Source organism: Microcoleus sp. F4-D5 (assembly GCF_036704885.1).
In the GTDB taxonomy this organism is placed as follows: Bacteria; Cyanobacteriota; Cyanobacteriia; order Cyanobacteriales; family Microcoleaceae; genus Microcoleus.
The window spans coordinates 1-23,084 of the sequence record NZ_JAUBSX010000090.1 but is presented as its reverse complement, the minus strand read 5'-3'; the positions used below and the strand labels follow the sequence as shown (position 1 = coordinate 23,084).

General features: G+C 45.8%; 23 protein-coding genes, 1 other RNA gene and 1 pseudogene. 12 read left to right on the top strand and 13 right to left on the bottom strand.

What is annotated here, in order from left to right:
- Window position 1 precedes the first annotated feature (1 nt).
- The 5 genes from QUA80_RS28510 to QUA80_RS28490 all read right to left on the bottom strand — a co-directional run bounded on the left by QUA80_RS28510 (window position 2) and on the right by QUA80_RS28490 (window position 2,025).
- Complete coding sequence (locus QUA80_RS28510; RefSeq protein ID WP_333428335.1) at window positions 2-577, bottom strand: Uma2 family endonuclease; 576 nt, start codon at window positions 575-577, stop codon at window positions 2-4.
- A gap of 15 nt (window positions 578-592) precedes the next feature.
- Complete coding sequence (locus tag QUA80_RS28505; protein ID WP_333122939.1) at window positions 593-1,036, bottom strand: hypothetical protein; 444 nt, start codon at window positions 1,034-1,036, stop codon at window positions 593-595.
- Between the two features lie 198 nt (window positions 1,037-1,234).
- Window positions 1,235-1,615: a phasin-related domain-containing protein gene (locus QUA80_RS28500; RefSeq protein ID WP_333428334.1), complete on the bottom strand. Its 381-nt coding sequence runs from the start codon at window positions 1,613-1,615 to the stop codon at window positions 1,235-1,237.
- 23 nt (window positions 1,616-1,638) lie between these two features.
- An RNA gene (gene ffs / locus QUA80_RS28495) (signal recognition particle sRNA small type) lies at window positions 1,639-1,735 on the bottom strand.
- Between the two features lie 23 nt (window positions 1,736-1,758).
- Window positions 1,759-2,025: a YciI family protein gene (locus QUA80_RS28490; RefSeq protein ID WP_015179070.1), complete on the bottom strand. Its 267-nt coding sequence runs from the start codon at window positions 2,023-2,025 to the stop codon at window positions 1,759-1,761.
- A 127-nt stretch (window positions 2,026-2,152) separates the two neighbouring features.
- Here QUA80_RS28490 and QUA80_RS28485 point away from each other — a divergent pair, with 127 nt between their 5' ends.
- Window positions 2,153-2,722, top strand: a complete 570-nt coding sequence (locus tag QUA80_RS28485; RefSeq protein WP_333428333.1) for a 2'-5' RNA ligase family protein — start codon at window positions 2,153-2,155, stop codon at window positions 2,720-2,722.
- Window positions 2,723-3,036: 314 nt separating this feature from the next.
- On the opposite strand, the gene QUA80_RS28480 is transcribed toward QUA80_RS28485, so the two are convergent.
- On the bottom strand, window positions 3,037-3,723 hold the full coding sequence (locus QUA80_RS28480; protein ID WP_333428332.1) for a ComF family protein: 687 nt from the start codon (window positions 3,721-3,723) through the stop codon (window positions 3,037-3,039).
- Between the two features lie 72 nt (window positions 3,724-3,795).
- Between QUA80_RS28480 and QUA80_RS28475 the strand changes: the two genes are divergently transcribed.
- Together QUA80_RS28475 and QUA80_RS28470 are read left to right on the top strand one after the other, a co-directional pair.
- Window positions 3,796-6,252, top strand: coding sequence for a putative PEP-binding protein (locus tag QUA80_RS28475; protein ID WP_333428331.1), 2,457 nt, complete (start codon window positions 3,796-3,798; stop codon window positions 6,250-6,252).
- A gap of 470 nt (window positions 6,253-6,722) precedes the next feature.
- On the top strand, window positions 6,723-7,169 hold the full coding sequence (locus QUA80_RS28470; RefSeq protein WP_333428330.1) for a hypothetical protein: 447 nt from the start codon (window positions 6,723-6,725) through the stop codon (window positions 7,167-7,169).
- A gap of 267 nt (window positions 7,170-7,436) precedes the next feature.
- Here QUA80_RS28470 and QUA80_RS28465 read toward each other — a convergent pair whose 3' ends face one another.
- Window positions 7,437-7,724, bottom strand: a complete 288-nt coding sequence (locus QUA80_RS28465; RefSeq protein ID WP_333428329.1) for an RNA-binding protein — start codon at window positions 7,722-7,724, stop codon at window positions 7,437-7,439.
- A gap of 154 nt (window positions 7,725-7,878) precedes the next feature.
- Window positions 7,879-8,097 carry a hypothetical protein gene (locus QUA80_RS28460; RefSeq protein WP_333428328.1) on the bottom strand — a complete coding sequence of 73 codons (219 nt, stop codon included), beginning with the start codon at window positions 8,095-8,097 and terminating at the stop codon, window positions 7,879-7,881.
- Between the two features lie 161 nt (window positions 8,098-8,258).
- Here QUA80_RS28460 and egtC point away from each other — a divergent pair, with 161 nt between their 5' ends.
- The 3 genes from egtC (at window position 8,259) to egtD (ending at window position 11,738) form a co-directional block, all read left to right on the top strand.
- Window positions 8,259-9,047 carry an ergothioneine biosynthesis protein EgtC gene (gene egtC / locus QUA80_RS28455; RefSeq protein ID WP_333428327.1) on the top strand — a complete coding sequence of 263 codons (789 nt, stop codon included), beginning with the start codon at window positions 8,259-8,261 and terminating at the stop codon, window positions 9,045-9,047.
- Entirely contained in the window at window positions 9,019-10,311 is a 1,293-nt protein-coding gene (gene egtB, locus QUA80_RS28450; RefSeq protein ID WP_333428326.1) for an ergothioneine biosynthesis protein EgtB, read from the top strand. Before egtC ends, egtB begins: the two co-directional genes overlap by 29 nt.
- A 380-nt stretch (window positions 10,312-10,691) precedes the next feature.
- The gene (gene egtD / locus QUA80_RS28445; protein WP_333428325.1) at window positions 10,692-11,738 is read left to right on the top strand and encodes an L-histidine N(alpha)-methyltransferase; all 1,047 of its coding nucleotides are present in this window, start codon (window positions 10,692-10,694) and stop codon (window positions 11,736-11,738) included.
- A gap of 215 nt (window positions 11,739-11,953) precedes the next feature.
- Here the strand turns inward: egtD and QUA80_RS28440 are convergent, their stop codons facing one another.
- Window positions 11,954-12,565, bottom strand: a complete 612-nt coding sequence (locus QUA80_RS28440) for a hypothetical protein (protein WP_333428324.1) — start codon at window positions 12,563-12,565, stop codon at window positions 11,954-11,956.
- 149 nt (window positions 12,566-12,714) lie between these two features.
- Here QUA80_RS28440 and QUA80_RS28435 point away from each other — a divergent pair, with 149 nt between their 5' ends.
- Window positions 12,715-12,972 carry a hypothetical protein gene (locus QUA80_RS28435; RefSeq protein ID WP_333428323.1) on the top strand — a complete coding sequence of 86 codons (258 nt, stop codon included), beginning with the start codon at window positions 12,715-12,717 and terminating at the stop codon, window positions 12,970-12,972.
- A gap of 59 nt (window positions 12,973-13,031) precedes the next feature.
- On the opposite strand, the gene QUA80_RS28430 is transcribed toward QUA80_RS28435, so the two are convergent.
- Window positions 13,032-13,274 carry an RNA recognition motif domain-containing protein gene (locus tag QUA80_RS28430; protein WP_445302302.1) on the bottom strand — a complete coding sequence of 81 codons (243 nt, stop codon included), beginning with the start codon at window positions 13,272-13,274 and terminating at the stop codon, window positions 13,032-13,034.
- A gap of 743 nt (window positions 13,275-14,017) precedes the next feature.
- Window positions 14,018-14,332, bottom strand: coding sequence for an RNA-binding protein (locus QUA80_RS28425; protein WP_333239567.1), 315 nt, complete (start codon window positions 14,330-14,332; stop codon window positions 14,018-14,020).
- 1,300 nt (window positions 14,333-15,632) lie between these two features.
- Between QUA80_RS28425 and QUA80_RS28420 the strand changes: the two genes are divergently transcribed.
- Window positions 15,633-15,902 (top strand): SDR family NAD(P)-dependent oxidoreductase, encoded by a 270-nt coding sequence (locus QUA80_RS28420; protein ID WP_333428322.1) that lies wholly within the window; start codon window positions 15,633-15,635, stop codon window positions 15,900-15,902.
- On the opposite strand, the pseudogene QUA80_RS33990 reads toward QUA80_RS28420, so the two are convergent.
- Both QUA80_RS33990 and QUA80_RS28415 read right to left on the bottom strand, forming a co-directional pair.
- Window positions 15,886-16,287, bottom strand: a pseudogene (locus tag QUA80_RS33990) (transposase family protein); the annotation flags it as partial. The gene QUA80_RS28420 and the pseudogene QUA80_RS33990 sit on opposite strands and share 17 nt — an antisense overlap.
- Before the next feature lie 642 nt (window positions 16,288-16,929).
- Complete coding sequence (locus QUA80_RS28415; protein WP_333428321.1) at window positions 16,930-18,612, bottom strand: tetratricopeptide repeat protein; 1,683 nt, start codon at window positions 18,610-18,612, stop codon at window positions 16,930-16,932.
- A gap of 1,135 nt (window positions 18,613-19,747) precedes the next feature.
- Here QUA80_RS28415 and QUA80_RS28410 point away from each other — a divergent pair.
- The 4 genes from QUA80_RS28410 to QUA80_RS28395 all read left to right on the top strand — a co-directional run bounded on the left by QUA80_RS28410 (window position 19,748) and on the right by QUA80_RS28395 (window position 23,050).
- Window positions 19,748-20,548 carry a hypothetical protein gene (locus tag QUA80_RS28410; RefSeq protein WP_333428320.1) on the top strand — a complete coding sequence of 267 codons (801 nt, stop codon included), beginning with the start codon at window positions 19,748-19,750 and terminating at the stop codon, window positions 20,546-20,548.
- A 173-nt stretch (window positions 20,549-20,721) separates the two neighbouring features.
- Window positions 20,722-21,615, top strand: coding sequence for a hypothetical protein (locus QUA80_RS28405; RefSeq protein WP_333428319.1), 894 nt, complete (start codon window positions 20,722-20,724; stop codon window positions 21,613-21,615).
- Window positions 21,616-21,788: 173 nt separating this feature from the next.
- Complete coding sequence (locus QUA80_RS28400; protein ID WP_333428318.1) at window positions 21,789-22,682, top strand: hypothetical protein; 894 nt, start codon at window positions 21,789-21,791, stop codon at window positions 22,680-22,682.
- 5 nt (window positions 22,683-22,687) lie between these two features.
- Window positions 22,688-23,050, top strand: coding sequence for a hypothetical protein (locus QUA80_RS28395; RefSeq protein WP_333428317.1), 363 nt, complete (start codon window positions 22,688-22,690; stop codon window positions 23,048-23,050).
- Window positions 23,051-23,084 lie beyond the last annotated feature (34 nt).

Below are 23,084 nucleotides of genomic sequence, written 5' to 3'. Positions count from 1 at the left end.
CTCACGGGCGATCGAAACTTAACAGCCCAAACAAATCATCCGCCGACATTTGCAAACCCGACAGCACATCCAGAACTGGTAAAATATCTTCATTCTCCTTAATCTCAGGTTCTTGCTGCGGTTTAAAAACAAGAACTAATTTTTCCTCCGGGTCAATCAGCCAACCCAATTTAGTCTTATTTTTGAGACAAAATAGAATCTTCTTAATCACGCGACTAGAACTTCGATCCGGCGATAAAATTTCAATTATCCAATCCGGCGCAATTTCAAACCTATTTTCAATTTCTCCCTGAGAATTCAGAGGAATGCGCGACCACTCAAATACTGCTAAATCTGGAACAACAGCACATCCCCCAAAAGTACAGCGCAATTCGGGAAACGCATAAGCTAACTTTTGCGGTTTGCCAACTTGATTAATAGCAGATGAAAATTTGATTTGTAACGTGCTGTGTTTTCCTTGGGGCATAGCTTTTTGATGAATTTCACCGTCAACATACTCGCTAGCAGGCTTAGTTTCTGGAAGCAACAAAAACTCTGCCAGAGAAATCTTTGACGGAGACTGAATTGACGTTACCATAAGCCATTAACCCCTCTAAAAATTCATATCGCTGTCAGTTTCCCAATCAGCACAACTCTCCGATTCCACACCAGTAGGGTGCATCGCACAAACCAACAAATTTCCCCCGTAAACTTGACCGTGATAGTTGCGACAACCGCGACAAGCCGGCTGCTGCGTCGGCGAAGGGTCTACATAAGTCACCATCGACAAATCTATCTCATCAAACTCCGGGTCAAAGTCCCGGCAAATTTCAATTATCGGTTCGATAAATTCATTAAATAAACCGTCAAATTCATTGAAATAACCGTCAATGTCGTTAATCAGATTATTTTGTACTTGTTCTGTAAACTCTTCCGACATTTTTGCCAAAACGTCCAGCATTTCGACAAACTCTTCGCCCATTTCGCTGAAAAAATGCTCTACTTCAGAAACAGCATTTTCCATTACTCCAAAAAAATCTTTAGACCAATCTTCCATAAATTTGACAGCTTGCTATTACAAAATATTTTACAGACAGGTGCAGCCAGCCTCATGCGAAGTGCTTGCACCTACTTTCAATTCTATTACCTATTGCCTGATATCCGTCCACATCTGACAGGACAGATATTCAAAAAGGGAACTCAAGAGTATTATCCTGAGTTCCCTTCCTGCTTTGCTGAGCGAGTTTTTTCCTGCTTAATCCCGCTTCAGCCGCCGCAATTCCTCTTGTAAATTCTGCACCTGTTCGCGGAGCTTGTCTACGCCGCCGACCTCTTTAGCATTTTTTGCCGAGACATCTTCTTCCTCAGAAACAATTTCAATCCGCCGAGGTTCAGCCGGTTTTTGCTCCCGGGCCGATTCTACAGGAGGCTGCTGCTGAGCCTGTTGCACCATATCGTCAACAAAGCGGCGAGCTTCTTCTGTGGACATCTCGCCCCGCTTCACCAATTCGTCTGCCAGCTTTTGGGCTTCAGTGCGTAATTCAGTTAACTTGCTGCCAGCTTTTTCACCAGCGTAGGAAGCTAGCCCGACACCAAGGTACACTGCTTTTTGTAAAATATCTCCAAAACCAGGCATAGGAGCTACACCTCATAAAACTGGGTGAACCGGAGACCACGCCTATTACAAGCATCCCGTGTTGCTGCTACCTTCCGGTCCTGACAAGATTTGGGCGTTGGAATCGCGTGGGTCCAGTTCATTTACGAGTATAACACAGTTATTTATTCTTCAACCACACACCAGTGATAAATTTCATAAATAACGCAACCGTTCTTCACCAGCGGGTCTTCAGCGACGATCGCCTTCGCCTCATCCATCGAACCCGCTTCAAACAGCAACATACCGCCGCCCCGCCGCGCCCAGTAGCCAGTTTTCGCTCGGTGTCCTTTAGAAATCAACTCTCGGACATAAGCTCTGTGAGCTGGCACGTATTGGTCAAAAACAGGCTTTTCGACAATTCCTTGCTCAATTTTGACAAACCAAGGCATTTTAAATTTTAGATTTTAGATTTTGGATTTTGGATTGTAGATTGGGAATGGAGTTTTTGGTACAAGCCTTGAGTAAATACTCGATTTTCCGTACTCCGCCATTTCTTCCTCACTGCGATGTTATCCCATGAACCAGTCAAAACAGCGATTTTTTATTGCCCTAGTGCCGCCTCCCGATATTCAACAGCACATTACTGAGATTAAACTATATTTTGCGGAACACTACAACAGCCGCGGTGCTTTGAATTCGCCGCCGCACATCACGCTGCAACCTCCTTTTGAATGGTTAGCGGCGGATGTCCCTAAATTAGAGGAAAGTTTGAAGGAGTTTTCTGCAAATCGGCTGCCAATTCCCGTTACTCTATCCGGTTTTGCTGCTTTCGCGCCCCGCGTCATTTACGTTGATGCTGTCAAATCACTCGAATTGCTCGATATTCACTCATATTTGATGAGTTATATGGAGGCAAATTTTGCAATTGTCGATCGAGTTTCCCAGACTCGCCCATTTGTACCGCACATGACAGTAGCATTTCGCGATTTAACTAAGGATAATTTTCAAACGGCTTGGTTGGAATTCTCCGGGCGATCGCTCCACTTTGAGTTTACCGCTTCGGCGTTAACCTTGCTGCTTCACAACGGCAGCCGATGGAACATCAGCAACCAGTTCCCCCTTGGAGCGAGCCTGCAAAAATCCTAAACCAATCCTGAACTCTCTCCCTTCTCTTCCTTCTCTCCCTTCACGACAAAAGCGTTTACGCGCCGCTTCGCGTAACGCACCTCGAAGCGGTTCCTTTTTCCCAAAAAATCTTGCTAGCAAATCATCATTAATCAACACTTCGGACAGTTTCAGGGCTGACTCGCAAGAGGCGAGAAACCAGGTTTTTACGAGTTTTACGTCGAGTAACGAGAAATATTCGTAGAAACCTGGTTTCTGAGGACACAAGTGAGTCAACAAATTTGATGACTTTAGTCCTCACTACAAATCTGTTGAAATTTAAATGCCGTCACAGCTTACCGATTAATCTTCTTAGGAGTTGCAAGTGCCACAGTTCCGTAAACCGAAATTCCCGACTGTTTCAATATTTTAGTTGCCGACTTAACCGTAATACCGCTAGTGTAAATATCATCAACTAACAGCACTCGATCGCGCGGCAGCCTGCGGCGAAAATCTTTCCCCAAAATTAAAGCATTTTCCATTTCCGCTTGCCGCTGCTGTGCTGTCAGAGCGAATAAAGGCTGAGTATTTTTCACCCGAGCCAAACCGTGGCGCTGCAAAGGCAAACCAGTGAGCTCGCAAAAACTTTCAGCCAAAAGTTCCGCCTGGTTAAAACCGCGCTCCTTGAGCTTTTCTTGGTGCATGGGAATCGGTACAACTGTTAAATTGTCTGTAGCTAATTCGGGAAAACTCAGCCAAGCTTCCGCCAGCCAGCCGCCTAGAGGTTTGGCTAATTGCGGATTGCCGTCATATTTCAAAGCAGCGATCGCCCGTTTCAGAGCCCCGCCGTACTCACCCCACACAAAAACAGGCTGCTCTGAATTCCAAAATCGACTGGGATCGGCTAACTGAAATCCCTGAACTTGCTTGTGGCAGTAGGGACAAAACTCTCTGGCGGCTGGTCGCTGACAAAGAGGACAGTTAGACTTAAGAAATAAATTGAGAAAAGATTTGAGTAATCCCGTCCATTGTCGCTTGTTCATCCTAAAATTGTGGTAAGTGATTAATGGGAAAAACTATCAAATTCAATCTGTTTCCAAGAACAGGATCGCAGCGTGAAACAACTCTACTGGCTAGACAAAATTCAACCTTCAGACCGAGATGCAGTGGGAGAAAAAGCATTTTACTTGAGCTGTTTGCTCCAGAAAAATCATCCCGTTGTACCGGGTTTTGTCGTGCCGGCTAAAACATTTTGGCAGTTTTTAGAGTCGATCGACTGGCTAGAACCGCTGTTTGCTGACTGGCCCCACTCTTCCCTGCATTTGAATGTCGATGAACCCAGACAACTGCAATCGATCGCCCGCAGCATCCGCCACCAAATGCTCGCCGGCAAACTGCCAGATTCACTGCTCTCCACCCTAGAGTCTGCTGTTTCTCAACTCAACTCAAACTCAAACTCCAAAGCCTTAATTTTTCGCCCTTCCTTGACTTCATGGAACCCGAAAACAGTCGGAATCCTGCAAGCTCACGCAGTACGGGCAGAACCAGAAGCAATTGGGGCCGGACTCAAACGAGCTTGGGCAGAACTGTTCAGAGCCCGAAGTCTATTTTACTGGCAGCGCTGCGGCCTGAGGATACAGCAAATAAATCCCGCAGTTTTGGTGCAGCCGATCGACCGAGCCATCGCCGCGGGCGAGGTGAAAACTAAAGCTGGTGCAGCGTGGGAAATCCAAGCCACCTGCGGTTTGGGATTGTCCCTCGCCAGGGGAGAAACCATCCCCGATTACTATCAAGTGCAACCGGAAACAGGCGCAGTTAAATTCCAGCGGCTCGGTTATAAAACATTAGCATACAATCTCAAAGTCGGCGGCGGACAAGCGAAAAAAAAACCGCATACTGGCAATTTTGCTGCTGTCAAAATTCCCAATTCTCCATTTCTAATTCCTGATTTTCCTGACAGTTGCGTGGAAGTTTTAGCGCTGGGAGAGGAAGCACAAACTGAATACGTTTTAGAGGCATCGCAACTGCAAGAAATTATTGAAGTGAGTAAAAAAGCGATCGCAGAATTTGACTCGGATTTAATCTTGAAGTGGACGATCAACCAGATAGCAAACAGCAGTGAAGCGCAGTTTTATTTTACTCAAGTTCGTCTTTTGAAAGGGGAAAAAGTCGCATCGGTACGGGAAAAGCCGATCGCCCCAGCCAGGACTCCTGCGATCCTCAAAGGTTTGGCTGCAGCATCAGGAAAAGTTGAAGCAATTGCCCAAGTGATGACTAATTCGCACCCCGAAAACGCGGAATTTTTAGCCGGAGGGATTTTGGTAGCCCGGACAATCGAGCCGAATTGGTTGCCTTGGCTGAAAGTTGCTGCTGGGGTAGTTGCCGAACAAGGAGGCATGACAGGCCACGGTGCCATTTTAGCGAGAGAATTGGGGATTCCGGCTGTGGTGGGAGTTGCCGGGGCCACTCGGGCGATCGCCTCGGGCGATTCGGTATTGGTAGACGGCGATAGCGGAGAAGTTTTTGCCACAGCCCAACAGGATGCGATCGAGACAGCAGACAGCAGCATACTTGGGGACAGATCGACAAATGCAGATACATATAGTACAGCAGCAAAAATGTCAATAGCCAACCACCAATCTTCAAGCTCCGATCGATCGTCCAATAGCGGGCCGAAATCTCGACGGTCTGAGTCTGGCGAATATGTTGGGGAGGCCCCAACGGCGACTCAACTGTTAGTTAATGTCAGCCAAAAGAGTTCGATCGAGCGCCTCAAAAATCTGCCAATAGACGGCATCGGATTGGTGCGATCGGAATTAATGGCATTGGAAGCGTTGGACTGTCAAAATCCCAAACTTTGGCTGCAAGACGGCCGCAAATCGGAATTTGTCTCGCGCATGGCGGATTGCCTCAGTTTATTTGCTGCTGCCATTTCGCCGCGACCGCTATTTTATCGATCTCTCGATTTGCGCGAATCAGGTGCCCACGGCAGTTTCAGTTATACCTTTGAACCGGAGTTATTTGATTGGGAACTGTGCGTACTTCAAAAAGTCTGCGAGTCTGGCCATACAAATGTCAATTTAATTTTGCCTTTCGTGCGCTCTGTTGACGAGTTTGTCTACTGCCGCCAGCGCTTAGAAACTATTTGGAAAAATCGACCTGCCGAGTTTCAAATGTGGATTATGGCGGAAGTTCCTTCCGTGTTATTTTTATTTCCAGATTACGTAAAAGCAGGAGTTCAAGGAATTTCCATCGGCACCAACGATTTAACTCAATTGCTGTTAGGCATTCACCGCAACTCCGAACAGGTAGCAGGTGCTTTTAACGGGCGCGATCGGGCAGTGATGAGGGCGATCGAACAATTAATCCTTGAGGCTCGGGCCGCCGGCATTCCTTGCTGTATCTGCAGCGATGCTCCAACATTGTATCCCGAGACAGTTGAATCCTTAGTGCGGTGGGGGATTTCGTCTATTTCTGTCAATGTCGATGCCGTAGAACAAACTTGCAGGGCGATCGCCCGCGCCGAAAAGCGCCTGCTCCTAGAACTCGCTCGATCGATAATTAACCATTAACCACTCCCGGACGCACTTTACCTCAGAAACCCGGTTGCTACTCTAAATCATACCTTTGGCAAGCAGCAACCCGATCGGAAACCGGGCTGATAGACACCCGTGCGCTCGAGACTATTAACCATGACACCAACCAGGTTTATCAGTAGATATAGCAACTGCTCAGAGGGTTATACTATTTGAGATTTTAGAGTAAATAATTGAATAATTGGAAAAGACTGATGGCAGCCAGGGTTTGCAACACCGGCCTACAGTTGCATTCTTTTTGTAAACCGGTATTAGAACTTTCTTAATTGTTGAAAGTCTTGCTTTCATTGTCGAAGGCATTCTTGCTTCTACCGAACGCTATATATCGCCCTTAGCCCTGATTTTTCCTGCCAACCGGGTTTCGGAACCTAAGTTCTAAATTAAAAACATCTGATTTTCAAGCTAGGATAGAAATATCATTAACACTTGACTCGGAGGTACAAACAGTGAAATCCAAAATTATTGCAACCGCAGCAATACTTGCCGCCCTCGGCTGTCTGCATCCCCACCCAGCATTGTCTCAACCTGCAACTGACGGCGGGACAAAACCCGGATTCTGGCAACCTCAAGCGCAGGTTGACAATACTCGCAACATTACCCTCAGACTCTTAAATGAAACAGGATTAAACCTAGAATACGGTCAATCAGGTGCCAGCTTGTCATCCTTGCCCGTCGGAGTCACCAAAAATCTCATTGTTCGCATCAGCAATCGCACCGGCGACATTGCCAATATTCCGATTAATGCCACAGGAGGAAGCACAAGTTTGAAATACGACTATAACGTTGACTCGCAGAACAACATTGTGACGATTCGCATCACCAGATCGGACGACCGCACTAGGCAAGACCGGTCAGTTTATATTGATGAAAAAGGACGAGTTTACTCTTTCTAAGGCTGACGCCGATCGACCCGGTTTCTCCTAATAAATTTTGGTTTTAGCGGTGAGGTATCCAGGAAGAAATCGGGTTTCTAAACTCCCGTGCGTCAACTTTGGCTGTCTCAAAAAGTACGATCGAGTGCAGCCCCTTAAGGGTCGATGTTTTTGTGCAGCGGATTTGACATTGCATCCCCAAAATCAACTGCTGCTAGACATTCGGTGCTAGTTGCGCACTGGCGCATCAGGTGGGTTCCGAGAGGATGTCAACCGCCGCATCGCGGACTAATATTCGCTGTTCCTCTTGATACCTGCGCCTCGATAGCCCTCTTCTTTCGGTTTAGCTTTGTTCACTCGCAAGGGGCGTCCCATCCACTCTGCACCGTCTAATTCGGCAATTGCAGCGTCTTCTTGGGCATCGTCCATCATCTCAACAAATGCAAAACCGCGCATCCGACCGGTTTCCCTGTCGGTAGGCAAGACAACTCGCTTGACTGTGCCGTGTTCTGCAAATACTGCTTTCAGGTCTTCTTCGGTGGCGCGGTAAGACAGATTTCCAATGTAGATAGTCATGTCGATCGAACTGAACTTGTTGTGCTATACATAATAACCTGTTCATTTTACTGTCAAGTGCTATCTTGCTTACAACTGGGCAATCGAATCTGACAAAAAGGGTTTGCCACACTGACAAACCCTTTGTACTGACTTCAATAGTTAGTGCTTTTCCTTAGTCGATCGAGATTGACTGAGGCCCCGTGCTTTTACCGTTGGTGGGTTCGGCTGGGGGAGTAGTGTAGGAAGTTGAACCGGCTTGCGAGTCGATCCAGCTTTTAACGGGATCTTCGTGAAGGTTGAGTCGAAGCAGGCCAGATAAAAATCCGCCCGCGAAGGCGACGGGCTGTTGGATCAATTCTTTCGTCATTGGGATGAGTTCGTCGAGAAACATTCAAGAGTCTCCTTGTGTTGCAGGGGTTCTACCTTAACTGTACCGTTTGTACTGCGATGCTGGCAGCGACCTAAAAAAAACCTTCCAGCGCTGATGATGCGCGATCGGCTAATTTGCCGGCTATTAACCTACAATGCTAATCAATTTGCTGCAAAAATTTTATGTGCCGTTTGCTTGGCTACCTCGGGGAGCCGATTTTACTCGATGCTATTCTGTACAAGCCGGAACATTCCCTAATTGTGCAGAGTTACGAGCCCCGCGAAATGACTTCTGGCCTACTCAATGCTGACGGTTTTGGTATTGGTTGGTATCACCCGCACTTAGATACTGACCCGTTTACCTATAAAAATGTACAGCCAATTTGGAGCGACATTAACCTTCCGAGTATCAGTCGATACGTCAAATCAGGATGCGCGATCGGATACGTTCGCAGTGCAACTTCAGGACAAGCTGTAGATTTGAGCAACTGTCAGCCGTTTCAGAACGATCGCCTGCTGTTCGTACACAACGGCTTCGTGAAGAATTTTCGGCAAACTCTTTACAGACCAATTCGCGATCGGCTCAGCGATACCCTTTATCAATCAATTAACGGTACTACAGATTCTGAGCATATCTTCGCCTTGTTTGTCAATGAATTGACAGCAGCTAATCTGACTCTAAAAGCTGCTTTGCAAAACTCGCTGAAAACTTTGGCAGACCTAGCAAACTTTCACCAAGTTGAATTTTCAGCTAATATAATTATCAGCGACGGAAATCAGCTCGTTGCCTCTCGCTTTGCTTCCCAAAAAACCCCTCCTTCCCTCTATTGGCTGCGGGACGATTTAAATTTCCCGAATTCTGTCATCATTGCTTCTGAACCTTTATTTGCTGGCAATTGGCACTCGTGCCCAGTCCAGAGCATTATCAGTACCGGAGTAGAGCGTGATATCGAAATCTATTCAATCTTGTAGAGAGGCAATTTATCGCGATTTGCAGCAGTGTCGCAGCGGCACTTTCAAGCTATTTGCAGACATCGACTACGAGACTTTTTGCCGCCAAGCTCATCCTGATTTCAGTCCGGTGGGCTGGCACTTAGGTCACATTGCTTATACTGAGGATTTGTGGCTGTTGCAGCGGTGTGCTGGCTTGGAACCAGTCTTTCCTGAGTATCACCAACTGTTTGCTGCTGATATTTTGCCGAAAAAACAACGGGTTTTTCTGCCCGCGTTACCTGAAGTTGAATTATATCTGAACGCGGTGAGAAAAAAGGTATTAGATTATTTGGAAGTAGCGCCGATCGACGAGCAAGAACGTCTCTGGCGGTTTATTATTCAGCACGAAAGCCAGCACTGCGAAACAGTTGCTTTCGTGTTGCAAATGCACGGCAAGAAGGAAGAAGGAAGAAGGAAGAAGGAAGAAGGAAGAGGGAATGAGGAAGGAAGATTAATTACCAATGCCCAATTCCCAATGCCCAATTCCCGATGCCCAATTACCGATTCCCCGGTGATTGAAATTCCGGGCGGGGAATTTTACATGGGAAGCGATGCTGCTGAGGCTTTGGATAACGAGCGATCGCGCCACCTGTGTTATTTAGAAGCATACTCGATCGATCGCTATCCCGTCACTTGCGGTCAATACCTAGATTTCATGGAATCCGGCGGCTATCAAAACCCTGATTGGTGGTCAGCCGACGGCTGGAAATGGCTGCAAGGCGAAGCCGTCTCTCGACCGCTTTACTGGTCAGGAAATCCAGCTTTCAACAACCATCCTGTCTGCGGTGTCAGTTGGTACGAAGCCGAAGCTTACTGCAATTTCACCGGCAAGCGTTTGCCATCGGAAGCCGAATGGGAAAAAGCTGCGAGTTGGGATGCCGCAAATCAAACATATCGCATCTATCCTTGGGGAGAAGAACAGCCAAACGGCAGCCTGTGCAATCACGGCAATAATATTGCAAATACCTCGCCTGTTGATGCTTTTCCCAAAGGAGCAAGTGCGGCCGGCTGCTGCGATATGTTGGGCAATGTTTGGGAGTGGACTGCTTCAACCTTTGACGCCTATCCGGGATTTGAAAGTTATCCTTACAGGGGATATTCTCAAGTTTATTTTGATGGAGAACACCGGGTTTTAAAAGGCGGGAGTTGGGCGACTTTTCCGCAAGCACTGCGAGCTAGTTTTCGGAATTGGTATTATCCGGGCGTGCGGCAAATTATTGCAGGTTTTCGCTGCGCTAATTAGTTGGCTAGGTAATTATAATTACCATCAAATTTGTTCGCAGTGAGGAATTTATTCCTGGGATTTTTTAGATAACAAATTCCTTAATACTTGCATTATAAAGCTTATTTGACGAACATCATATCAATGGATGGAGAGGGAATTTGGGGAAAATTTTTGTTTGCGAAATGCCCAAGTTTTTTCCATGTGACAAGCTCAAAGAAAATAAGTTGAATTAAGTATTCAATAAATTTAATGGATAAATTTTAAGTTTTAATTGTGGATGCGATCGCCATCGGGTGAGACAATACATAACGGAGATCGGCATGAAAAATCTGACTTGAGCGCGATATTTGGCAACGCGACGGCGTGCTGTACCCATTTGTGCATCTAAAAATTACTCTATGAAATCCCCAAGACTGTCCGACACGACAAACTCAGCCTCAACGAATGAAAACCGACTGCACTTAGAGCGATTGGTGAGCGCTGCGGCACCGACACCCACAGAAATCAATGCTGGCAGCGATGTAGTTAGCGGGTTGACTCAAAACCGCAAATCCCTGCCTCCAAAGTATTTCTACGACGATCGCGGCTCAAAGCTGTTCGAGTTGATTTGTCAGTTGCCGGAATACTACTTGACGCGCACTGAGACGGCTATTTTGCAGCGGTGCGCGGGGGCGATCGCCAATTTAACGGGCCCCTGCGAAATCGTCGAACTCGGCAGTGGCAGTTCCACCAAAACTCGGATTCTCCTCGATGCTTACAGTCAACTGGAATATCCCCTGCACTATTTGCCGATCGACATCAGTCCCACTATCCTAGAAAGCAGCGCTTGTCAACTGTTGGCAGATTATCCGTCGCTCCAGATTCACGGACTTGTCAGCACATACGAATTAGCCTTAGCTAAAATTGCACCGTCGCCGTTGCCAACCCGAATGATTTGCTTTCTCGGCAGTACCCTCGGCAATCTTAACGCTCAAGAATGCGATTTATTCTTCTCGCAAATTGTCGGTGCATTGCAGCCGGGAGAGTATTTTTTGCTGGGAATTGACTTGGACAAATCTAAGGATATTTTAGAGCCTGCATACGATGACAGTCAAGGAGTAACGGCAGCATTTAACTTGAATATGCTGCGACATTTAAATCGAAAATATGAGGGAAATTTTGACTTGGCACAGTTCGAGCATTGGGCATTTTACAATCAAGAGGAATGTCAAATTGAAATGCACTTAAAAAGTAAAAAAGCGCAAAAAGTGCAGTTGCGCGCTCTCAATTTAACGGTTGAATTTGCAGCGGGAGAAACTATCCGCAGCGAAATATCGCGCAAGTTTAATCTCAATACTGTAAAAAAAGAACTTTCGCAGCGCGGTTTAATGCCGGTGCAGGTTTGGACAGATCCAAATCAGTGGTTTGGCTTGATGCTTTGTCAGATGTCAACTGTTAATCAATGAGTTCTTCAGATATTACCCACAGTCAGGAAACGGCAGTGCCGCGTCCCTGCAAATCGGGCGATGGTTAAATCGGATTGGGCACGGGCGTCGGGTTCTCGCCCGTGCTACGACGTTTTGGGGTAGGGACACGGCACTGTCGTGTCCTCAATTTCTGTGTTGTTGAGGGTTCTCAATTCAGAGTATCCTCTTAGCAATTACAAATTACCAATTACCAATTAACAAATCGGCCGCTGTCCGGGTTTGACGGCGTGAATGTACTCGCTGCCCGAGGTCGGCCATCCCCGCTTATAATAAGCTTCCTCCGGCTTCCCCCAGCCCAACTGCAACAAAATTTCTAGAAAATCCAACTTTTCCCACTTCGAGAGACTGGCCCATTCTGTGCGCTGGGCTATAGCCTCTACATCAACCGGCTCGATCGATCGAAAATCCTTCCCGCTGTTAATGCTTAAATACAAATCCATCCCGGCAGTTACCTGCTGCCAGAATTCCAACATAGCAATCTTAGCTGCCTTCAACGTAATCAAATCAATCGGTAGAGCTATTAATTCGTCATCCACTGCCGGATAGCGCAGAGTATTGCCTTTAACCGCCATTTCCCGCCAGACAATCCCAGACACTTGATGTTCCCGCTGGTATTCGTGCACGGCAGCCTTAAAATTTTGATAAGCAGTGAACTTCTGAACTCCCTCAGATTTGAGAAAGCGGTCAATCACGGGGTTGCCTGTAGCAGGAGTTTCAGTCAAATTGAGACGCCGCCCATGCAAGCAAGCTTGGCGCTCTTCTTCGAGGATTTTAATGAGTTCCGCCGTGCTGTAGACCTTGGACATCTTTATTGAGGCAAAATCAATAGATTTGCTGGTCGGGCTGGTTTTTTCGGCTAATTTTCAGTAAAGATTGTTTGTTTTTTGAGCAAGATCACTTTGCCGTTATTCTAACTTTTCTTTGTGCTTAATTATAGTTTGACAGTTTACAGGAGTTGATCCCAGAAATCCCGAAAGTCTCTTCAAAAAAGCCGTTAAGAGCATACCGAATCGCCAGTGAGGCTGGGAAATGGGCCGCAGGCGTACCGGGCGGGATTTTTCTCCAAAAACAAAGCCCCCTCGAAGGAGGGGGCAAAACTAACTTAGAGGTTTGGGAGTTTTATTCGGCGGGTCGATGGAACAAACGACAAAAAAAGCAGCATTTGCACCTGCCGTCAACTACCAAAACTCAAGTTTTCAGTCTCAAAGCTTAGTAGCGTTGTGAAGAGCGATTGTTGTCGCCCCAGCAGCAGCAGCCCGAGGAGTGTTTGTTTTAGCGAGGTTTGGCTTTGTTGACTTTCAAGTTGCGGCCCATCCACTCAGCACCGTCTAGAGCTTCGATGGCTGCTTCTTCTTCTGCCTCGCTTGCCATTTCCACGAAAGCAAAACCCCGTACCCTGCCTGTTTCCCGGTCCTTTGGCACTTGGACGCGGTTTACGGTACCGTACTCGGCAAATACTTCTTTAAGGTCATCTTCTATTACCTGATATGAAAGATTACCCACGTAAATCGACATAAAAACTCCAGAATTATTAGGGTGCAAAGAGTTAGATTCGGAGAGACGCCTGTAAATACATACTAACAAACTACGCAACCGAATTTAATTCTTAAAAAATAACTATAACATGAAGCCAGCAGAATCAGCCATTGGCTGTCATAATTTTCAACTGTCTTGGACGCAAGTGTCACAATTAGTCGGGTGCTCTACTATCGGGAACTGTTGATAATGCGTTCACAATCCAAGTCGGACGCACCCTACAAATCGATGGTCGTGTGCCAGTTGGCATTAGTCCTATTCAATTTTGGGTGCCGTCGGGCAATCTCTGACAGCAAGTATTGGCTAGAGGGCAGCTAGAACAAAAATATTCTTATTAGCGTCCTGCAATCGCGGTCGAAAAATAATTCTGAAAAGAGATCTTAGCAATATCTACGCGCATTTTCTTACCTCAAGTATAGACATCAAAGCTAACCCGATCGCGATCGACCTTGCCACAACTTTCCTCTTGAATTGCGATATTTCCCAACAGCGCCACCCAGTGACTCGGCTCGGGTATCAGCATCGCGAGTCAGCCTGGGAACTGGGCAGCAGGCTTACCGGGCGGGATTTTTCGCAAAACACAAAGCCCCCTCGAAGGAGGGGGCAAAACTAACTTAGAGGTTTGGGAGTTTTATTTGATGAGCGGATGGAACAACCCGAAAAAAAAAGCAGCATTCGCACCTGCCGTCCACTACCAAAACTCAAATTTTCAGTCTCAAAGCTTAGTAGCGTCGTGAAGAGCGATTGTTGTCGCCGCCCCAGCCGCCGCCACTCGATGGGCGTTTGTTGTTGTTTTCGCGAGGTTTGGCTTTGTTGACTTTCAAGTCGCGGCCCATCCACTCAGCACCGTCTAGAGCTGCGATGGCTGCTGCTTCTTCTGCCTCGCTTGCCATTTCCACAAAAGCAAAACCCCGCATCCTGCCTGTTTCCCGGTCCACTGGCACCTGGACGCGGCCTACTGAACCGTACTCGGCAAATACTTCTTTGAGGTCGTCTGATGTTACCTCATATGAAAGATTACCAACGTAAATCGACATAAAATCTCCAGAATCATTAGGGTGCAGAGAGTTAGATTCGGAGAGACGCTTGTAAATAAACACCAACAAAGCTACGCAACCGAATTTAATTCTTGAAAAACAACTATAACATGAAGCCAGCAGAATCAGCCATTGGCTGTCATAATTTGCAATTTTGGGGGCGATCGGGCAATCTCCGACAGTAAAGTATTCGTGATAACTGACATCTTGCACTTTTGGCGTCATCCGCTTGGTTTATTGCGGCGCGATCGACCTGAGGGGTAAAATTTTTCGTCGCTGTTACCAGGTTGATTGGGTCTTATTGAGAACAGTGCCTGACATCAGTTATAACTGACATCCGGAACTGTTCTGGCTGGGCAAGCATCGTACCCGTTCCAGCACAGATAAATGTTTTTAGCCCAAGAGCCATCTTTCGAGTCAATCTCCCATCTCCCATCTCCCGTCTCTCGTTGAATCCGATTTAGCGCCAGATAATGGCGGTTGCCAAGTAATTATCAAAAGAGTTATTATAAATATCTACGCTAATTATTATACTTATAACATAAAAAATAATTTAATCCGATATAGAGCAATTTTTCCAGAATAGTTATCTTGATTTGCGGGTATTACTGCACAAGCAAAAATACGTATATTTTTTTTAAAAATTATTTTGAAGTTTTAAATTTCACAGATACCGATTTAAATATTGTGAAAAACATCAAAAATAAAAATTTATAAATAGCAAGATTGCGAAAAAAATTGTCATGCCTCTCAGATTTAAGCCCATTTTATTATTCACAATCAAATTGATTGTTCGGTTAATAGAGCGGGCTTTTGGGTGAAAAATTTTAAGTTCTATATATCGATCTGTAGCTTTTTGATGTTTTTCCTTCAGCCTCTCAGCTTTTATACTTTCTAGATTTTCTGGCTTTGAATGAATCCAGCAAGAGGACTGTTTATTTAATTAACAGCCCCCAACCTCAGCAATTGTAACGGTCGTTATCCATGATTCAGGAAGAATAAAATCAGGATTATTCCTGTAAAACTTCCATTTTATTAAGTGTTAAAGGCTTTATGTAGTTTCTATATTTACTCTCTCTATGAAATGATTCTGTGCTGGTATTTTTACACTGATTGAATGATTTTTTTTCGATTATACCCTATTTAAATGTCTAACAGCTTATGTCCTTGGAAAGATGCGATCGTACTCCTGCATCCCTAGCATTGTAAAAGTTGGAAGCCCAGAGTCCACAAAAATTGTCTGCTACAGAGAGAAGCAAGGTCAGACAAATGAGTGTGAAGCAGTTACAGAGGATTTTAGATGATTGTCAACAGTTTGTTGACCCGGCCCTTGGCTGTCGTGACGGGTGCCTCTAACAGTATCGGCTACGAACTCGCCAAACAGTTCGCTCAAAACGGATTCGATCTCCTAGTCACCGCCACCGGAGCGAGCATCAATGAAGCGGTTCAAGCTTTTGAGGGGTTCGGTGCCAAAGTCGAGACAGTGCAGGCAGACCTCGCTACCTACGAGGGTGTTGAGACGCTCTACAACAAGATTAGACCTCTTGCAAAAGTCATAATAAAAGGTTAAGTTCATAGTTATAGATGCCTGCAATCAGGTTGAAGCGTAAACCACATCTACCTCGGCGATTTCGGTAACTTTCCGACCGAATCCGAAAAATTTTCAGTTTCCGATTGACATGTTCAATGACAACACGTTGGGTTGCCAGAGTACGGTTTTCCTGCCGTCGAACCTTAGATAAATTAGAGCTTTTGGGCTTTTTAGTAGGGAGCTGACTAAAGGCAAGAAGTTTCCCAATTCCTTGATAACCCTTGTTACGCCAAAGCTTAATTGTAGTGGCTAGCCTGACTTTACTGAAGAATGAATAGTCACAAGGAATGCCTTCTGCCTTTACCACGAAGCTCTGCAGATAATTGCTCCCGTCTTTTGATTCACCACTAATTGTGACTTCAAGATGTGATACTTTTTTTTGCCCGAAAACACTTGTCGTTGTTTTTTTTTGGACGCTCGACTGGACTTTCGGTCACATCGACCACAACCACTTCTAAAACAGAGTCAGGTTGTCGCAGTGCTTTCTTTCCGGGTAAGCTAAACCGACCTGAACGAATCAATAGAGCTCTTGCAAAAGTCCTTTTCATAAATTTATTGGACGGGCTCTGGCGCCCATCCCACCAGAAAAAATAACTCTTGTGGGATGGGCCACAGAGCCCCTCCTAGTTATTTTTGCAATAGGTCTATTAATTCAATCGGTCGGCGCTAGTGTTCTTTTCCAATCATCTTACTCACTAGATTTTAATCCTCTTGAAAATTGGTTGTAACAACTCAAAGCTTTTTTAGGTTAATTTTCAACTTGATCGAGGTTATTTTAACGACAGAATATCATTAATTATAAGCTGATATTCTGCCGGATATAGCAATACTAATGGTTTTGCGGGAATTAGATTTTTTTATGAACCGCAGAGGGCGCAGAGAACGCAGAGGGAGAGAGAAGACGGAAAGTTTTTAGTTTTAAGTTAAATAGTTCAAACTTAACCCTAGCGCGGTATTACGAGGAACAAAGCAATTTCAAAACTCAAAACTATTCGTCAATTTCCCCTTACCACTTTCCTGACATCGCGTCTTTCAATCTCAATTCTTCTCGACTGACTAAAGCTTCATAGTAATCGGGTTTGATTTCGAGGGCGACTCCGTAAGAGCTCATGGCATCTTGAGTTCGCTGCAATTTTTGCAAAACGTCGCCCCGCTGCGCCCAAGCTTCCCAGTTGTCTGGCTTGAGTTGAATAACTTGGTCAAAAGCGACGAGTGCTTGGGAATAGTTCTGCATTTCCCCCAGGATCAGACCTCGCTGTACCCAGCCTTGATAGTTGTCCGGCCAGATAGTAATTGCTCGATCGTATGATGCTAGAGCTTGTTCGTACTGCTGCAATTTTGACAAAGCGTTGCCGCGTTTCAACCAAGCTTCAAAATTGTCTGGCACGATTTTAATTACGCGGTTGTAAGCTGCGACGGCTTCTTCGTAACGCTGCAATTTTTCCAGCGCTGCGCCTTGCTGCAACCCTACTTTTGATGTAATTTCTGCTTCTGAAGTCAAAGAGATTACTTTATCAAAACAGGCGATCGCTTCTTCGTACTGCTGCAATTTTTCCAGAGCTTCGCCTCGCAAGTTCCAAGCTTCTAGAAAATTACCTTCAATTTGTAGGGCATTGCTGTAAGCGATAATTGCCTCTTTGTAGCGTTCCAATCCTGCCAGGGCAATGCCTCTACCCAGCCAAGCTTCGGGAAAATTCGGATTAATTTGAATGGCTTGGTCAAATGCAGCGATCGCCCCTTCAAAATCTCTCGATTCTGACAGTGTTTGACCGCGCCCGATCCATGCTTCGGGATAAAAAGAATTAATTTGAATTGCCCGATCGAAACAAGCAATTGCCGCGTCTGCCCACTGGTGTTTGAGGGCCATTCCTTTATAAAACCAGGCTTCGCAGTCGTTGGGTTGCATTTGCAGTACGCGATCGTAAGCTGTCACCGCTTCTGCATATTTGTGCAATTTTGCTGAAGCAATGCCCCGATTGAACCAAGCCAGACTATTTTGCGGTTGCAGTTGAATGGCGCGATCGTAAGAAGTTACCGCTTCAGCGTAGCGTTCCGCCTTCATCAAAGCCAAACCTCGGTTCAGCCAAGCTTCCCAATTAGTCGGAACCAGTTTGAGGGCGCGCTCGAAAGCCGCCACTGCTTCAGGATAGCGCTCAGCTTGCAGCAACACGTTGCCTTGCCTATACCACATGGCGGGCAAATTTGGATGAAGTTGGGTTGCTTTTTTGTAACAGGTTGCGGCTGCATCCCACTGCTGCAATTCCTCTAAAACTCTGCCCCGCTGATACCAAGCTTCGTGCTTTTCTGCATTGATTTGAATTGCTGTGTCGAAAGCAGCGATCGCTTCTGAGTGATTTTGCAAACTTAACAGCCCTGTCCCGCGCAGCATCCAAGCCCAGTATTCTTCGGGATTAATTGCTGTAGCTCGATCGGCGCAGGCTACGGTTTCTGCGTAGGAATGCAGTTGCTTGTATGCTTTGCCCAGATTCAGCCACGCCCGGGCCCAGTCCGGCTTAATTTGAACCGCTTTTCCGTAGCAAAGGACTGCCGCTTCGTACCTTCCCGATGCGTACAATCTATTGCCCCGATCGTAATCTGGAAATGCTGCAAAAATTCTTAAAATCGGCGGCAGCAGAGCTGGTTGGGGGTTTGAGGAGTTTTCTGTAGCCGAAGTCGAGAGGTCTGGCATACGCCTTGCACATAAAAAATTTAGTTGGATAACAAGCTTGCGGTCTTATATAGCGGTTCTCAAGTAAGTGAGGTACGTAGTTGGGCTTTAGCCCTCCTTTCCGTGCTTATGCAGTAAGTGAGATAAGTGCCTAACAACTCCAATTACCAATTATCAGTCATACCTCATCTACCTGAGAAGAGCTATATATTAACTTATGCTTTTCTTAACTCGCTGCTGTTTTGAGACAAACTTAGCATATCAGGTCTGCTGCCACAAATTATGTTTACTTAACTGTAATGTATAAAATTATGCACCGCTCCCACTTTGCGTATACCGCTGTAAAATACGGTCAGTCGATTTTCAATTTTCGATTTTCGATTGACTCCACAGATGAATCTGGGAGCTTGAACCAGAGTCTAAAATTTTGATCTCTCCACTACGAGTGTCGGAAACTTGTATCCGTTTTTGGGCGGGGTCAAGACACAAGTCGATTTTCGATTTTCGATTTTCGATTGACTCCACAGATGAATCTGGGAGCTTGAACCAGAGTCTAAAATTTCGATCTCTCCACTACGAGTGTCGGAAACTTGTAATAGCGAGCGAGACGCTCGCACGCTATATCATCCAAATATATTATTCTGATGCAACCCTCCATGATATGAAAGCAAAAATGGGATGCTCCCAAGAAGGCTGTGTGTTAACTTTTATTACAACAGCTATACATCTTATTAGATAAGAGGTATGGTTGCTCTTGCTTATCGGGTTGATCGGGATGGCAATGATTAGCAATTGCTAGATATTACGCCATAAAAACGGCGTTGCTGATTTACGGTATGAAAGGCTAAATATGCCAGTCATAGAAACCAGCATCCACAAAGCTTCTGGATGTTAAACTTATTTTTTTCATACCCTGATTAAGCAACGCCTAAAAACAAATAAATCGATAAATTAATTCATTTCATTGCAACACTTCTTTTTTTCAAATAGCTAAAAGGAGTTGGTTTGGCAAACATCAAAATTAATTGGTGTTAGACGTTGATTTGGAAAATAAAGTTGAGGGAACAGTTTCATTATGCCAGTCAATTTAAGAATTCGATCTTACAAGACTATCGCCATAATATTTATTGCCTCCTTACTAATCAACGTACTTGCTATGAAAAGCACGTACTCTCAGCAGAGCTGCCAAAATATGCAAACTTCAATTCAAATTATCGACGAAACGGGCGGGAGGTGGATTTCTGCCACGTCCCTGTACGATTCATCTTTCAAGAACTATGTAACTACAATTTCCCAACACGTCTCTGGCAAGATTGACGGAATGGCACAGTGCCACGGGGATTTGAAAAGTTCTCCAGAAGTCAAGCTTTTTTTCGTTTACCGTCGGCTGGTCACATCCACGCCAATCGTAGAACCGTTCAACTTAGAGCGTACAGAATCTAATGATACCAGGAATTTGGAAAGTCCTTGGGTAAAACTCACATTCAGCCGATCGCCCAAGCTCGTTGTGCGTGCGGTGTTCCTATGGAACGAACAACAGTTTCTGCTCGACCAATCACTGATGTCGGGCATACGTGCCTCGCCCACCAATCCTCTGGTTCCGATTGATGAGGTCATCTTCGAGCAATTTGTAGAAGATTACACGGACTCTGTGGTGGATGTAAGGTCTCCAGAAGCCAAATCTGCCGGCCAAGCCAGTATTTCAAAGCGCTTGCCACCAGAAATATTTTGGCTGTTTCGTAATGCGCGGCAAAGCAGCTTGTCTGCGTTCCAGGTGGAAGTAACCTCCGCTCTTAACTCCATCCTTACGCAGGCAGCGATCGGATATACCGATCTTACCAAGGCTCTCGTTGACCAATTTTTTACATCAGCACAAACAGAGATCCGCTACGAAAGCGTTCTCGATCTCAAAGACATATTCACCCTCGATCGATACCGGGTTAACCGACTTCACTAAGGAAAAAAATCATGGTTTGGACTTTTTCTCAAAAGACGACGTTAACTGGTTTTATTCCTGCCGAAGAAGCAGCGATCCTTAAATTAGTTCATTGCAACACTTCTTTTTCTCAAATAGCTAAGTTAAGACGTGTTAGACGTTGATTTGGACAAGAAAGTTGAGGGAAGAGTTTCATGATGCCACTCAATTTAAGAATTCGATCTCACAAGATCGCCATAATACTTATGGCCTCCTTACTAATCAACGTACTTGCTATCAAAAGCACGTACTCTCAGCAGAACTGCCAAAATGTGCAAACTTCAATTCAGAGTATCGACGAAACGGGCGGGAGGCAGTTTTCTGGCACGTCCGTTGACAGTTTGCCGGATTCACCTTTCAAGAACTATGCAACTACAATTTCCCAACACGTCAGGGCCAAGATTGACGGAATGGCTCAGTGCCACGGGGATTTGAAAAGTTCTCCAGAAGTCAAGCTTTTTTTCGTTTACCGTCGGCTGGTCACATCCGTGAGTCCGCCAATTGAAGGGCCGTTCAACTTAGAGCGTACACAATCTAATGATACCAGGTATTTGGATAGTCCTTGGGTAAAACTCACGTTCAGCCGATCGCCCAGGCTCGTTGTGCGTGCCGTGTTCCTCTGGAGCGAACGACAGTTTCTGCTCGATCAGGCACTGATGTCGGGCATACGTGCCTCGCCCACCAATCCTATGGTTCCGATCGATCAGCCCATGTTCGAGCAATTTGTAAAAGATTATACGGACTCTGTGCTGGTTGTACCGTCTCAAGCCCGGCCTGCTGCCCAAGCCAGTATTTCAAAGCGCTTGCCACCAGAAATCCTTTGGCTGTTTCGCCATGCGTTTCAAAGCACACGCATTCCTTTCTCTAGGCATGCGAAATCCGCTCTTGTATCCGTCCTTGAGCGGGGAGCAAGCGGATATACCGAGCTTACCAAGGCTCTCATCGACCAATTTTTCGCGTCAGAAACGACTGAGATCCGCTACGAAAGCGCGCTCGATCTCAAAGACATATTCACCCTCGATCGATACCGGGTTAACCGACTTCACTAAGGAAAAAAATCATGGTTTGGACTTTTTCTCAAAAGACGACGTTAACTGGTTTTATTCCTGCCGAAGAAGCAGCGATCCTTAAATTAGTTCATTGCAACACTTCTTTTTCTCAAATAGCTAAGTTAAGACGTGTTAGACGTTGATTTGGACAAGAAAGTTGAGGGAAGAGTTTCATGATGCCACTCAATTTAAGAATTCGATCTCACAAGATCGCCATAATACTTATGGCCTCCTTACTAATCAACGTACTTGCTATCAAAAGCACGTACTCTCAGCAGAACTGCCAAAATGTGCAAACTTCAATTCAGAGTATCGACGAAACGGGCGGGAGGCAGATTTCTGGCACGTCCGTTGACACTTTGCAGGATTCACCTTTCAAGAACTATGTGACTACCATTTCCAAACACGTCTCTGCCAAGATTGACGAAATATCGCAGTGCAACGGAGATTTGAAAAGTTCTCCTGAAGTCAAGCTTTTTTTCGTTTACCGTCGGCTGGTCAAGACTGCGCCAATCGTAGCACCGTTCAATTTAGAGCGCACACAATCTAATGGTACCAGGCATTTGGATAGTCCTTGGGTAAAACTCACGTTCAGCCGTTCGCCCACGCTCGTTGTGCGTGCGGTGTTCCTGTGGAACGAACGACAGTTTCTGCTCGATCAGGTACTGATGTCGGGCATACGTGCCTCGCCCACCAATCCTCTGCTTCCGATTGATGAGCCCATCTTCTGGCAATTTGTACAAGATTACACGGACTCTGTGCTGGTGGTGCCGTCTCCAGAAGCCCGGTTGGCAGGCAAAGCCAGTATTTCAAAGCGCTTGCCACCAGAAATCTTTTGGCTGTTTAGCAATGCGTCGCAAAGCACACGCGGTCCTTTTTCCGGGATGGTGGCCTCCGCTCTTAACTCCGCCGTTGGGCGGGGAGCGAGCGGATATACCGATCTTACCAAGGCTCTCATCGACCAATTTTTCGCGTCAGAAACGACTGAGATCCGCTACGAAAGCGTTCTCGATCTCAAAGGCCTATTTACCCTCGATCAATACCGAATTAAAAACCTTCGCAAATAAAAATTATGGCTTGGACTTTTTCTCAAAAGACGACGTTCACGGGTTTTAGTGCCGCCGAAGAGGCACAGATCCTTGCCGCTTTGCAGACAGCATACGACGGTTCGTCCACAGCTAAGACTATGTTCGACAATTGGATTAATGCCGGGAACATAATAGACATACAATTCGTGCCGACTGTTTTTCAGGCTTATGCTAGCACGGGCAGACTGGAAATTGATTTGGCAGAGTTGAACAATGCAAGTTACATCAGTACAACTGGCAAAGCCGAAAAAGATACGTTAGTAACGGCTTTAGTTCACGAGCTTGGTCATGCGCTGACCGGAAGACTAGTACACTTGGGCGTGAATAGAGCTACCATTTATATGTAGATGTAGAAGGTAGAACAGATCGATGCCCAGACTA